This window comes from Massilia sp. Masssp94 (genome assembly GCF_059491305.1).
Genome location: NZ_CP168501.1, coordinates 3,722,557 through 3,735,437 on the forward strand (window position 1 = coordinate 3,722,557; position 12,881 = coordinate 3,735,437).

Sequence of the window (12,881 nt, forward strand, 5' to 3'; positions counted from 1 at the left end):
TATAAAGATTGGATGCATCAGCCAGCTAATCCTTTAAAATTAGGTCGATTATAACCCTCTCTTTTTAAAAAGAATTCACCGATATGCGCGCCTCACGATTTTTTATTTCAACGCTCAAAGAAGCGCCCTCCGACGCCGAGATCGTCAGCCATAAACTGATGATGCGCGCCGGGATGATCAAGCGACTCGGCTCCGGCATCTACACGTACATGCCGCTGGGCCTGCGTGTCATTCGCAAGGTCGAGGGCATCATCCGCGAAGAGATGAACAAGGCGGGCGCGATCGAACTCCTGATGCCGCTGGTGCAGCCGGCCGAGCTGTGGCAGGAGACGGGCCGCTGGGACAAGATGGGACCGGAACTGCTGCGCCTCAAGGATCGCCACGGCCGCGACTTCGCGCTGCAGCCGACGTCGGAAGAAGTCGTGACCGACGTCGTGCGCACCGAAGTCAAGTCGTACCGCCAGCTGCCGTTGAACTTTTATCACATCCAGACCAAGTTCCGCGACGAGCGCCGTCCCCGCTTCGGCCTGATGCGCGGCCGCGAGTTCACGATGAAGGACGCCTATTCCTTCGACCGTGACGTCGAAGGCATGCAGAAGTCCTACGAGACGATGTTCAACGCCTACGTCAGCATCTTCAACCGCTTCGGCCTGAAGTTCCGCGCGGTGGCGGCCGACAACGGCGCCATCGGCGGCACGGGCTCGCACGAATTCCACGTCATCGCCAGCACCGGCGAGGACGCGCTGGTCTACTGCCCGAACTCGGACTTCGCGGCCAACATGGAAGCGGCCGAGGCGCTGCCGCTGATCGCCCAGCGCGGCGCCGCGACGCAGCCGCTGACGAAGGTTTCCACGCCGAAGACGACCAAGTGCGAAGACGTTGCGAAACTGCTCGGCATCGGCCTGGACCAGACCGTGAAATCGATCGCGCTGACGGTCGAGAAGGACGTCGACGGCAGGCAGGTCAGGGAAAACTGGCTGCTGCTGCTGCGCGGCGACCATGAACTGAACGAAGTCAAGGTCACGAAAGTGCCGGGCCTGAAGGACTTCCGCTTCGCCAGCGAAGCCGAGATCCAGGAAGCCTACGGCACCGTGCCGGGCTACCTCGGCCCCGTCGGTACGAAGCAGCCGGTCAACATCGTGGCCGACCGCACCGTCGCCAACATGGCCGATTTCGTGTGCGGCGCGAACGAAGCCGAATACCACCTGACCGGCGCCAACTGGGGCCGCGACGTGGCCGAACCGCTCGTCGCCGACCTGCGCAACGTCGTCGAAGGCGATGCGTCGCCGGACGGTAAGGGCACGCTCGCGATCGAGCGCGGCATCGAAGTGGGCCACGTGTTCCAGCTGGGTACCGCGTACTCCGCCGCGATGAACTGCGTCTACCTGGACGAGAAGGGCCAGCCGGCCCCGATGCAGATGGGTTGCTACGGCATCGGCGTGACCCGCATCCTGGGCGCCGCCATCGAACAGAACTTCGACGACAAGGGCATCATCTGGCCGGACGCCATCGCGCCGTTCGAACTGGTGCTGTGCCCGATGGGCTATGACCGCAGCGATCTGGTGAAGCTTGAGACCGATCGCCTGTATGCCGAGCTGCAGGCGGCCGGCGTGGACGTCATCGTCGACGACCGCGGCTTGCGTCCGGGCGCCATGTTCGCCGACTGGGAACTGGTCGGCGTGCCGCACCGCGTCGTGATCGGCGAGCGCGGCCTCAAGGAAGGCAACCTGGAATACCAGGGCCGCCGCGAGCTTGACGCGACCGCCGTCCCGGCTGCGGACATGGTCGGCTTCATCAAGGGCAAGCTGGGCAAGTGATGGCACGACGGTTGATAGTCCGGGCAGCAGCCCGGCTCGGCCCGGTCTTGCTCGCCGCTGCACTGATGAGCAGCGGCGCGGCGCAGGCTGGCAACCAGAAGGAAGAAGCGCTCGCCGATTCGGTCCGGCTGGCGCTCGAAAATGCCATCCGCGACGGCCGGCCGCCCAAGCCGGCCTTCCGCGACGAGGTCGCGCGCGTGCGCTATCAACAATGGTTCGACGCGATGTCGGCGCGCCTCAAGCGCCGCCTGCCGGACGACCAGACGCGCACGGAATTCCTCGAAATCGCGTGGTACGAAGCGACGCGCGCGGGCCTCGATCCGGGGCTCGTGCTGGGCCTGATCCAGGTCGAATCGGCGTACCGCAAGTACGCCGTGTCGATGGTCGGCGCGCGCGGCTACATGCAGGTGATGCCGTTCTGGACGAAGGTGATCGGCGATTCGAACCGCCGCGCGCTGTTCGACATGCAGACGAATTTGCGCTATGGCTGCTCGATCCTGCGCATGTACATCGACATGGAAGGGGGCAACCTGTACCTCGCCCTCGGCCGCTACAACGGCAGCCGCGGCAAGCCCGAGTATCCGAATGCGGTGCTGGCGGCGTGGAAGAACTGGGAGTTCAAGCAGGACGTGATGGTGTCCAGCCGCTGATTTTTCTCAGCCTACGCCCGAATCTCCTCGACCAGCTGCTGCGCGTGGCGCGGCAACCCCTCGAAGCTGCGCATGCACAGCGACAGCTGGCGCACCGCCCACGCATCGGCCAGCTCCAGCACGGCGAGGTCCATCGTGCGCGCGCAGCGCCGCGCGGCCGGTTCGGACACCAGGCCGATCCCGACCCCGCTCTCCACCATCCGGCACACGGCGTCGAAGCTGCGCAGGCGCACGCGCGCGCGCAAGGTGCGGCCCGCGCGTTCGGCCAGCTGCGTCAGATAGCGGAACAGGGCGCTGTCGCCCGTCAGCGTGACGTGGTCGAAATCGACGAGCCGCGCGAACGTCACTGCTTGCCCCTCCTGCGTGACGAGCGTGCGCGCCATGGCCGGCTGCGCGACCGCGACGATGCGGTCGGTGCAGAACGGGAAGGTCTCGAGGCCGGACAGGTCGACCGTGTCGGCCACGATGCCGAGGTCCGCGCCGCCTTCGCGCACCGCGCGCGCGATGTCGCTGGAGGTGCGTTCTTCCAGGTCGATGTCGACGTCCGGATGGCGTGCCATGAAACCGGCCAGCCGCTCCGGCAGGTACTCCGACAGCGCCGCCGTATTGCACAGCAGCCGGATCTGGCCCTTGAGGCCCGCCGCATGCTCGCCCAGTTCCGCGCGCAGGCGCGCCAGTTGCTGGAACACGAGACGCGCGTGGCGCTGCAGGGCGAGGCCCGCGGCCGTCGGCTGCACGCCGCGCCGCCCGCGCACGAGCAGGGGTACGCCCAGCGTCTCTTCCATGTGCTGGATGCGTTCGCTCGCGGACGCCAGCGCCAGGTGCGCGCGCCGGCTGCCGGCCGTGATGCTGCCGGCATCCAGCACGTGCAGGAACAGCTGCAGGTCGGTCAGGTCGAATCTCATGTCGGAGCTCATGTAAAACAAAAAGCCCCGGCTCGCCGGGGCTTTTCGTATGGGGCCATGGGGCAGCCAGCCAGATGTTCTTATTTGAGGTGATCCGAGATCAGCTTGGTCATTTCGAACATCGACACCTGCGCCTTGCCACCGAAGACGGCTTTCAGCTTGTCGTCGGCGTTGATCATGCGGCGGTTGGCCGCGTCCTGCAGGTTTTGCGCCTTGATGTAGTCCCAGACCTTCTTGGTCACTTCCGTGCGCGGCAGCGGTTTCGCGCCGACGACGGCGGCCAGCGTTGCCGATGGGGTCATCTCTTTCATGAAAGCGGCGTTGGGCTTGCGTGCCGCGGCAGGCTTCTTTGCTGCGGCGGTTGCTTTCGGTGCTGCTGCTTTGGCAGGAGCTGCTGCCTTTTTCGCTGCCGGCTTCGCCGCCGCAGCAGGCTTGGCAGCGGCTTTTTTAGCGGGCGCTGCGGTGGTTTTTTTGGCTGTTGCCATCTTCGAGCCTCCTAAACGGAACACATGGAAATTTGCGCTTGAGCGCACCCGGCTTATATTGGTAGGGTTTTAGTGTTCGTGCAAGTCTTTTTCGAAATTTTTTCACTCTTACAAGCCCTAAAATAGCCCGTTGTGTTACCCGGGCCTCTCTAGAGCGAAAAAACGGACGTCCCAAGCACAAAAAAGCCGTGCGGGACGGTGGTCGCGCACGGCTTTTTAGAGATGGATCAAGGATCAGCGCATACCGGGCATCATGCCCTTCATCCCGCGCATCATCTTCATCAGGCCGCCGCCCTTGAGCTTCTTCATCATCGTGTTCATCTGCTCGTACTGGGTCAGCATGCGGTTCACTTCCTGCACCTGCACGCCGGCTCCGGCCGCGATGCGGCGCTTGCGGTTGGCCTTGATCAGTTCCGGCTTGGCGCGTTCCGCCGGCGTCATCGAGTCGATGATGCCGCACATGCGGCGCACCTGTTTCTCGGCCTGGTCCATGTTGGCACCGTTCGCGGCCTGCTGGAACTGGGCCGGCAGCTTGTCGAGCAGGCCGGCCATGCCGCCCATCTTCTTCATCTGCGCGAGCTGGGCGCGGAAGTCGTTCATGTCGAACTTGCCGCCCGACTTGATCTTGTTGGCCATGTCGGCCGCGGCCTTCATGTCCACGCCCTTGCGCGCTTCCTCGACCAGCGCGAGGATGTCGCCCATGCCCAGCACGCGGTTGGCCATGCGGGCCGGATCGAACGCTTCCAGGCCGTCCAGCTTTTCCGAGACGCCGGCGAACTTGATCGGCTTGCCCGTCACGTGGCGCACGGACAGTGCCGCGCCCCCGCGCGAGTCGCCGTCGAGCTTCGTCAGGATCACGCCGGTCAGCGGCAGCGCGTCGTTGAAGGCTTTCGCGGTGTTGATCGCATCCTGGCCGACCATGGCGTCGACGACGAACAGCGTCTCGATCGGATTCGCGGCCGCGTGCACGGCGGCGATCTCCTGCATCATCGCCTCGTCGATGGCCAGGCGGCCGGCCGTGTCGATGATGACGACGTCGTGATAGTGCTTCTTCGCCCAGTCGATCGCGTTCTTCGCGATGTCGACCGGCTTGTCGCTGGCGGTGGACGGGAAGAAGTCGGCGCCGACCTGCTTCGTCACCGATTCCAGCTGCGCGATTGCGGCGGGGCGGTAGACGTCGGCGGAGACGGTCAGGACCTTTTTCTTCTTCTCTTCCTTGAGGTACTTCGCGAGCTTGCCGGTGGTGGTCGTTTTACCGACACCCTGCAGGCCGGCCATCAGGATCACGGCCGGCGGCTGCTGCGCGAACGACAGCTGCGAGGCGTCCGGACCGAGGTCGGCGCCCATCAGCGCGCCCAGTTCCTTCTGCACGACGCCGACGAGGGCCTGGCCCGGCGACAGCGAGCCGATGACTTCCTCGCCCAGCGCCTTTTCCTTCACTTTGGCGATGAATTCGCGCACGGCCGGCAGCGCGACGTCGGCCTCGAGCAGGGCCAGGCGCACTTCGCGCAGCATTTCTGCGGTGTTCGCCTCCGTGAGGCGGGCCTCGCCACGCATCGTCTTGACGACCTTGGCAAGGCGTTGTGTCAGGTTATCCAGCATCGTTCTACCTTCTGTACTGATATATATAAGTGGCGGCGGCGCGCAATCCGCCATTTTACCCCATGTCGGGGCGCGTTTTCCCTCGTCAAGACCCCAATTCAGCCATTCGCAACGCGTCCAGTCAACCTGGCGATTTGATTCTTGGTAAAACCTGATTGGATGGTTTGACAATGTATTGCTTCGAGTTTATGTTCCTGAGGCGTCACGCAGTTCATTCCAATAAAAGTTTCACCCCCAATCGGAGAGACAGGCAATGAAAGCACACGTGTTCGGCAAGACCCTCGCCATCGCCGCGCTGCTGGCCGCGAGCGGCGCCCAGGCGCAGGACGTGGTCCGCCTCGGCAACCTCAAGTTCGCGCACTACGGCGCGGTGTCATACATCAAGGAGATCGCGCCCAAGTGCGGGATCAAGGTCGAGGAACGCATCTTCGCGAAGGGCCTGGACGTGATGCAGGCCATCATCGCAGGTGAACTCGACGTCGGCACGACGGCGTCCGAGGCCGCGATCTCGGGCCGCGCCGGCGGTGCCCCGATCTACGTCGTGGCCGGCTTCGCGAAAGGCGGCGCCCGGCTCGTCGCGCGCGCGGATGCCAACGTCAAGGCCGTGAAGGACCTGAAGGGCAAGAAGGTGGGCGTGACGCGCGGCGGCATCCAGGAAGTGCTCCTGATGGCCGAGTTGCACAAGGCCGGCCTCAGCGCCGACCCGGCGCCCGGCAAGGACGTGCAGATCGTCTACCTGGCGTACGCCGACCTCAACCAGGCGCTGCTGGGCAAGAACATCGACGCCATGATGCAGTCCGAACCCCAGTCGTCGCAGGCGATCAACAAGGGCTTCGGCGTCGAGGTCCTGAAACCGTACGACACGCCGATCGGCGAACCGGTGCGGACGATGGTGATGACGGAAAAGTTCTACAACACGAAGCGCCCCGTGGCGGAGAAATTCATGCGCTGCTTCGTCATGGCCACGAGCGCCTTCATCCGCGACCGCGCGCTGGCCGAGAAATACGTGCGCGAAGTCGTGTTCAAGGGCCAGATCACGAAGGACGACTTCGACGACGCGATCAGCAATTCGCCCTATACCTACGACATCACGCCGGAGCACATCCAGACCACGACCGACATCATGGTCAAGACGGGTGTCGGCCGGATGGCGAAGCCGCCGGTGGCGAAGGACTGGGTCAAGACCGATTTGCTGGATGAGGCGAAGAAGAGCCTGAACATCAAGTAAACCAAACCACGCAAGGAGCGGAGATGGTGAAGCGCAGGTGGCAGGACATCGCGATCGGCCTGGTCGTGCCGGTCGTCGCGATCGCGATCTGGCAGTGGGTGGCCAGCATGGGATGGGTCAACGAGCACGTCCTGCCGTCCCCGCTGCAGGTCTGGCGGAAGTGGATCGCGTACCTGCTGCCGCTGCAGGACTTCGCCACCTGGCGCGAAGTCAACGGCGGCGGGGGAAAGCTGGCGTGGATGGTGTCCGGCGAATTGATCACCGACGCCATCGGCAGCATGTACCGCGTGATCGTCGGCTTCCTCGTCGGCGCCGCGCTGGCGCTGCCGATCGGCCTCGCCATGGGCGCGAGCCGCATCGCGCATGCCTGGCTGAATCCGTTGTTCCAGCTGCTGCGCCCCATTCCGCCGATCGCCTACATCCCGATGTCGATGCTGTGGTTCGGCCTCGGCAACCCGCCGGCCTTCTTCCTGATCGCGCTGGGCGCCTTCTTCCCCGTGCTGATGAATACCATCGCGGGCGTGCGCCAGGTCGACGGCATCTATTTGCGCGCGGCGCGCAACCTGGGCGCGAGCGGGCCGACGATGTTCCTGCGCGTGATCCTGCCGGCGGCCGTGCCGTACATCCTGACCGGCATGCGCATCGGCATCGGCACGGCGTTCATCGTCGTGATCGTGGCCGAGATGATCGCCGTGAACAACGGGCTCGGTTTCCGCATCTCGGAGGCGCGCGAGTACTTCTGGTCGGACAAGATCATCGCCGGCATGATCACGATCGGCCTGCTCGGCCTCGCCATCGACGTCGGCATGAACAAGCTGAACAACCATCTGCTGCGCTGGCACCGCGGCCTGGAGCATTGAGATGACCGCGCATATCGTGATCGACAGCGTCAGTAAAGTATTCGACGGCGACGGCCGCCGCATGGTCGCCCTGCAGGACATCAGTCTCGAGATCCCTCACGGCCAGTTCGTCTGCCTGCTGGGGCCTTCCGGCTGCGGCAAGTCGACCCTGCTGAACGCCGTCGCCGGCTTCGCGCCGCCGACGGCCGGCCGCGTGCTGGCCGACGGCGTGCCGGTCGCCGGCCCCGGGCCGGAGCGGGGCATGGTGTTCCAGGAATATGCGCTGTTCCCGTGGATGACGGTGGAGCAGAACGTCGGCTTCGGCCTGGAGATCAAGGGCATGGCGCGCGCGCAGGTCGCGGCGCGCGTGGGCGAGCTCCTGAAACTGCTGTCGCTGGAGGATTTCGCGAAGCGCTATCCGAAGGACCTGTCCGGCGGCATGCGCCAGCGCGTGGCGATCGCGCGCGTGCTGGCGCTGGATTCGCCGATCCTGCTGATGGACGAACCGTTCGGCGCGCTCGACGCCCTCACGCGGCGCAACCTGCAGGACGAGCTGCTGCGCCTGTGGGCCGAGTTGAAGAAGACGGTCATCTTCGTCACGCACAGCATCGAGGAAGCGATCTACCTGGCCGACCGCATCGTCGTGATGACGTACCGGCCGGGCACGATCAAGCGCGACATCCTCGTCGACCTGCCGCGCCTGCGCGATCCGGCGGCGCCCGAGTTCAATGCGCTCAAGCGCGAACTGGGGCTGATGGTGATGGAGGAGCAGCAGCGGCACCACGATGCGGAAATCAAGGCCGCGGCCGTCGACTAACCCCGTCGTTCCCGGAAGCGGGAACCCATACTGAGTTTCCGAAGTTGCACTGTGCGCGTTAACGCAGAGCGAATTCAGAATGGATTCCCGCCTTCGCGGGAATGACGTGCGACTGCGCTTACTCTTCTGACAACCTAACCTTGCCCTTTCCGGATGGTGTAGACTCGCGCGTATGCAACTTACCCTATTCATCGCCGCGGCAATCCTGTACGCGGTATGTGCCCTGCTGCCGTCGCGGCAGGGCTCGGCCATTTCGGCCGTGACCGCCGTAGCCTGGGCCGTGCACGGTGCCGCGCTGTGGCCGGATATCGTGTCGAACGGCACCTTACGGGTCGGCTTCGCCTTCATGCTGTCGGCCGCGCTGTGGATTTCCGTCGCCGCCTACTGGATCGAAAACCGCAATTTCGCGCTGGACGGCATGCGCCGCATGGTCATGCCGTGCGCGGCCGTCGCGGCGATCCTGCCGCCGCTGTTCCCCGGCAACCTGATGCCCGTGCAGGACCAGTCGCCCGCGTTCGGCTGGCACGTCGCGGTTGCCGTGTCCGCGTACAGCACGCTCACGATCGCCGCGTTCCACGCCGTGCTGATGGCGCTGCAGGAGGCGCGTCTGCACACGAAGAGCGCAAAGAAGGGCTGGTTTACCGGCGCGCTCGACCAGCTGCCGGCGCTGCTGACGATGGAGCGGCTGCTGTTCCGCATGATCGGCATCGGTTTCGTCCTGCTCAGTTTGACCGTCCTGTCGGGCATCGTGTTTTCCGAACAGCTGTTCGGCCGCGCGCTGCGTTGGGATCACAAGAACTTTTTCGCGCTGCTGTCGTGGGTGCTGTTCGCCGCGCTGCTGGCCGGACGCCGCTGGCGCGGCTGGCGCGGCAAGACCGCGCTGCGCTTCACGCTGGCGGGATTCGCCACGCTGGCGCTGGCTTACGTCGGCAGCCGGTTCGTTTTCGAAGTCGTTCTGCACCGGGGGTTCGTATGACGCGACTGCTTTTCTGGATTGCGCTCGTCATCCTCGTGGTGGCCGCCATCCGCAGCAAACTGCGCGCCGCGATGACGCGCGCACAAGGCCCCGCCGTAAATCCGGCCTCCGGGCCGGCACCGGCGTCCGCCGGCGGCGAAGCAAAGGCCAAGGCGTGGAGCCGCGTCGAGGACCAGTCCGAGACGATGCTGTGCTGCGCCCATTGCGGCATCTATTTCCCGGCGTCGGAAGCCGTGCGGGCCGATGGCCGCGACTATTGCGGCACGGCGCACGCGCGCGAGGCGCACCAGCAGGCCCGGTAAGCCGCCGCATGGCGAGCCGGCTTTCCCTTTCCGCCGAGTCGCGCTCGACGTTCTGGCGCTCGCTGCAAACGCTCACGGTCACGCGCATCGTGATCGCGTTCGTGCTGCTGCTGTACCTGTCGATCGACGTGCGGCGCGGCCGCGTCGACGGCACCGCGTATGCCGAGACGTGCATCGCCTACGTGCTGGCCGCGCTGATGTTCGCGGTCGTCGCCCAGCGCTGGCGGCGGCGCTTCCTGTGGCAGTTGTCGGCCCAGGTCCTCGTCGACATCGTCGCGATCTCGCTGCTGTACCTCGCCGCCGGCGGCATGCGCAGCGGCCTCGCGCTGCTGTACCTGTTCCCGCTCGCGGGCGCCGCGATCCTCGCGCCGCTGGTGCTGGCCCTGTTCTCGGCCGCGCTGGCCACGCTGTTCGTGCTGGGCGAGAGCACCTGGGGGATCTTCATGCGCGCGGACGACCCGCCGCTGACCCAGGCCGGGCTCACCGGCGCCGCGTTCTTCGCGGTGGTGCTGGTGGTGAACCGCCTGGCCGCGCGCCTCATCAAGCAGGAAGAGCTGGCCGCGCGGCACGGCGCCGACCTGCGCATCCAGCAGGCGATCTACCGCATCGTCGTCGACGACGTGGACGACGGCATCCTCGTGCTGGGGAGCGACGGCACCGTCTTCGGCGGCAATCCGGCGGCGCGCCGCATGCTCGGGCTGGAGACGCAGCCGGGCGAGGACGGCAACACGTTTCGATTGACCGACCTGGCGGCGCTGGAACCCGTGGCGCAGCGTTTCGCGGACTGGGTCGGCCGCTGCATGGACGCGTCGGCGACCGGCGGCTTCGTCACCGTCAAGCGCTGGCACGAGACGGACGGCCCGGTGCGCGGCCGCCTCGACCAGCCGGTGCACCTGAAGCTGCGCTTCGCGCGCGTGGACACGCCGCAGGGCACGGCCGAACGCAGCCTCGTGTTCCTGCAGGACGTGAGCGCCATCGAAAACCAGGCGCAGCAACTCAAGCTCGCATCGATGGGACGCCTGACGGCCAGCATCGCGCACGAGGTGCGGAATCCGCTGTCGGCGATCGGCCACGCGACGTCGCTGCTGGCGGAAGACCTGCACGGTCCGGCGGAAACGCGCCTGCTGCGCATCGTGAACGACAACGTGGCGCGCGTGAACCGCATGGTCGAGGACATCCTGAAACTGTCGCGCAAGGTGCAGCCGAACGGCACGCCCGTCGCGCTGGACGACTTCCTGCCCGAGCTGCGCGCCGAGTTCACGGAAATGCACGGCATGGCCGGTGATATAGTGTGGGTGGGCGATGCGGGCGGCCGGTCCGTGCGTTTCGACGGACTGCATCTGCGCGAAGTGCTCGTGAACCTGCTCGGCAATGCGATCCGCTACGCGAGCGGCAAGCCGGCCAGCATCCGCGTGGTCCCCGTGCCCGACGCGACGGGCCGTATGGAATTGCACGTGCAGGACGACGGTCCGGGCATTACGCCGGAAGTGCGGGCGCATTTGTTCGAACCGTTCTACACGACGTCGAGCAAGGGCACGGGCCTCGGCCTGTACCTGGCGCGCGAGCTGTGCCTGAACAACGGCGCGATGCTCGACTACGAATACCGCACCGAGGACGTGCGGCCCGGCGCGGGCGCCGGCGGCACGGGCGAGGCCAGCGGCCGCTTCGTGATCACGTTCGGTGCAACTATCTAATGTCACGGAAAGAAGGCATGAGCTCACCCCGCATCCTGGTGGTCGACGACGAACCCGACCTGCGCGAGCTGCTCGAGATCACCCTGCTCAAGATGGGGCTCGACGTCGACAGCGCCGCGACCGTCCGCGAGGCGCGTGCGCTGCTGGGACAAAAGCCGTTTGCGCTGGTGCTGACCGACATGCGCCTGCCCGACGGCCTGGGCCTGGAACTCGTGCGCGAGGTCGCGGCCCATCATAAATGCACGCCCATCGCCGTCATTACCGCCTACGGCAGCGCCGAGAATGCCGTCGTGGCGCTGAAGGCCGGCGCGTTCGACTACGTGTCGAAGCCCGTCGTGCTGGACGATTTGCGCGCGATGGTGCGCGCGGCCTTGAAACTGTCCGACCCCGCGGCGGCACCGGCCGCCAGCCAGGCCGAGGGCACGTCGCGCCTGATCGGGCAATCGTCCGCGATGCAGGCGCTGCGCGCGCAGATCGCGCGGCTGGCGCGGTCGCAGGCGCCGATCGCGATCAACGGCGAATCCGGCAGCGGCAAGGAACTGGCCGCGCGCGAGATCCACACGCAGAGCGCGCGCGCGGGCAAGCCGTTCGTCGCCGTGAACTGCGGCGCGATCCCCGAGGCGCTGATGGAGGCCGAGTTCTTCGGCTACCGCAAGGGCGCGTTCACGGGCGCGAACGACGAGCGCGACGGCTTCTTCCAGGCCGCCAACGGCGGCACGCTGATGCTCGACGAGGTGGCGGACCTGCCGCTCGCGATGCAGGTCAAACTGCTGCGCGCGATCCAGGAGCGGCGCGTGCGCAAGATCGGCGCCACGGTCGAGGAACCGGTCGACGTGCGCATCATCAGCGCCACGCACAAGGATCTCGCGCAGTGCGTGGAAAACGGCAGCTTCCGCCAGGACCTGTTCTACCGCCTGAACGTGATCGAATTGACGCTGCCGCCGCTGCGCGAACGGCTGGACGATTTGCCGCTGCTGGTCGATGCCATCCTCGCGCGCCTGGCCGGGCCGGGCGGGGCGCGACTGGGGCCCGGCGTGCTGGACGCGCTGCGCGGCTACGCGTTCCCGGGCAATGTGCGCGAGCTGGAAAACGTGCTGGAGCGCGCGCTCGCGTTTGCCGACGACGGCGTGATCGAAGTGGGCGACCTGCTGCTGAAAGGGGCGAAGCTGGGCGATGCGGCCGTCGTGCCGCAGCCGCCGCAGATGCCGGCGAGCGCGGCACCGGAGCCGACATCGGAGCTGGAGCGGGCCGCGCCGCCGCCGCCGCTCGCGCACGACGCGCTGCCGAGCAACCTGCCGGACTACCTGAGCCAGGTCGAGCGCGACATCATCCTGCGCGCGCTGAACCAGACCCAGTTCAACCGCACGCAGGCCGCGAGCCTGCTCGGCATCAGTGTCCGGCAGCTGCGCTACCAGATGCAGAAACTGGATATCCACGCGCCGGAACCTTGAGGTCGAACTGTGAAGCGACGTGGTCTTTTCGCCAACGCAGCAACGCGAAACGGGCCGATTTTGCACGATTAATAAGCACACGAATTCGCGCTACAAATTCAATGTTAGTGCTTAC

Annotated in this window: 12 protein-coding genes; 9 read left to right on the top strand and 3 right to left on the bottom strand. The window is 66.1% G+C overall.

Translation table 11 applies throughout. The features are described from left to right. Nucleotides 1–83: 83 nt before the first annotated feature. Nucleotides 84–1,817 carry a proline--tRNA ligase gene (locus ACEN9G_RS16565; protein ID WP_413339206.1) on the top strand — a complete coding sequence of 578 codons (1,734 nt, stop codon included), beginning with the start codon at nucleotides 84–86 and terminating at the stop codon, nucleotides 1,815–1,817. Beyond that, complete coding sequence (locus ACEN9G_RS16570) at nucleotides 1,817–2,467, top strand: lytic transglycosylase domain-containing protein (RefSeq protein ID WP_105376415.1); 651 nt, start codon at nucleotides 1,817–1,819, stop codon at nucleotides 2,465–2,467. Before ACEN9G_RS16565 ends, ACEN9G_RS16570 begins: the two co-directional genes overlap by 1 nt. 11 nt (nucleotides 2,468–2,478) lie before the next feature. Here the strand turns inward: ACEN9G_RS16570 and ACEN9G_RS16575 are convergent, their stop codons facing one another. The 3 genes from ACEN9G_RS16575 to ffh form a co-directional block, all read right to left on the bottom strand. Further along, nucleotides 2,479–3,372: a LysR substrate-binding domain-containing protein gene (locus tag ACEN9G_RS16575; protein WP_483126765.1), complete on the bottom strand. Its 894-nt coding sequence runs from the start codon at nucleotides 3,370–3,372 to the stop codon at nucleotides 2,479–2,481. Between the two features lie 80 nt (nucleotides 3,373–3,452). Then, nucleotides 3,453–3,857 carry an SWIB/MDM2 domain-containing protein gene (locus tag ACEN9G_RS16580; RefSeq protein WP_160409423.1) on the bottom strand — a complete coding sequence of 135 codons (405 nt, stop codon included), beginning with the start codon at nucleotides 3,855–3,857 and terminating at the stop codon, nucleotides 3,453–3,455. Nucleotides 3,858–4,091: 234 nt separating this feature from the next. Further along, nucleotides 4,092–5,459, bottom strand: coding sequence for a signal recognition particle protein (gene ffh, locus ACEN9G_RS16585; RefSeq protein WP_413344018.1), 1,368 nt, complete (start codon nucleotides 5,457–5,459; stop codon nucleotides 4,092–4,094). Nucleotides 5,460–5,712: 253 nt separating this feature from the next. Between ffh and ACEN9G_RS16590 the strand changes: the two genes are divergently transcribed. From ACEN9G_RS16590 to ACEN9G_RS16620, 7 genes are all read left to right on the top strand, one after another. Further along, nucleotides 5,713–6,687 (top strand): ABC transporter substrate-binding protein, encoded by a 975-nt coding sequence (locus ACEN9G_RS16590; protein ID WP_413344020.1) that lies wholly within the window; start codon nucleotides 5,713–5,715, stop codon nucleotides 6,685–6,687. Nucleotides 6,688–6,710: 23 nt separating this feature from the next. After that, nucleotides 6,711–7,547 carry an ABC transporter permease gene (locus ACEN9G_RS16595; RefSeq protein ID WP_413344022.1) on the top strand — a complete coding sequence of 279 codons (837 nt, stop codon included), beginning with the start codon at nucleotides 6,711–6,713 and terminating at the stop codon, nucleotides 7,545–7,547. A 1-nt stretch (nucleotide 7,548) separates the two neighbouring features. Beyond that, the gene (locus tag ACEN9G_RS16600) at nucleotides 7,549–8,343 is read left to right on the top strand and encodes an ABC transporter ATP-binding protein (RefSeq protein WP_483126766.1); all 795 of its coding nucleotides are present in this window, start codon (nucleotides 7,549–7,551) and stop codon (nucleotides 8,341–8,343) included. A 172-nt stretch (nucleotides 8,344–8,515) separates the two neighbouring features. Next, the gene (locus ACEN9G_RS16605; RefSeq protein WP_056124239.1) at nucleotides 8,516–9,319 is read left to right on the top strand and encodes a cytochrome C assembly family protein; all 804 of its coding nucleotides are present in this window, start codon (nucleotides 8,516–8,518) and stop codon (nucleotides 9,317–9,319) included. Continuing rightward, nucleotides 9,316–9,621 (top strand): PP0621 family protein, encoded by a 306-nt coding sequence (locus tag ACEN9G_RS16610; protein ID WP_413344304.1) that lies wholly within the window; start codon nucleotides 9,316–9,318, stop codon nucleotides 9,619–9,621. The genes ACEN9G_RS16605 and ACEN9G_RS16610 overlap by 4 nt, the downstream gene beginning before the upstream one ends. 8 nt (nucleotides 9,622–9,629) lie before the next feature. Next, nucleotides 9,630–11,315, top strand: coding sequence for a two-component system sensor histidine kinase NtrB (locus ACEN9G_RS16615; RefSeq protein WP_413344305.1), 1,686 nt, complete (start codon nucleotides 9,630–9,632; stop codon nucleotides 11,313–11,315). A 17-nt stretch (nucleotides 11,316–11,332) separates the two neighbouring features. Then, the gene (locus tag ACEN9G_RS16620; protein WP_483126767.1) at nucleotides 11,333–12,766 is read left to right on the top strand and encodes a sigma-54-dependent transcriptional regulator; all 1,434 of its coding nucleotides are present in this window, start codon (nucleotides 11,333–11,335) and stop codon (nucleotides 12,764–12,766) included. The last annotated feature ends 115 nt before the right edge of the window (nucleotides 12,767–12,881 follow it).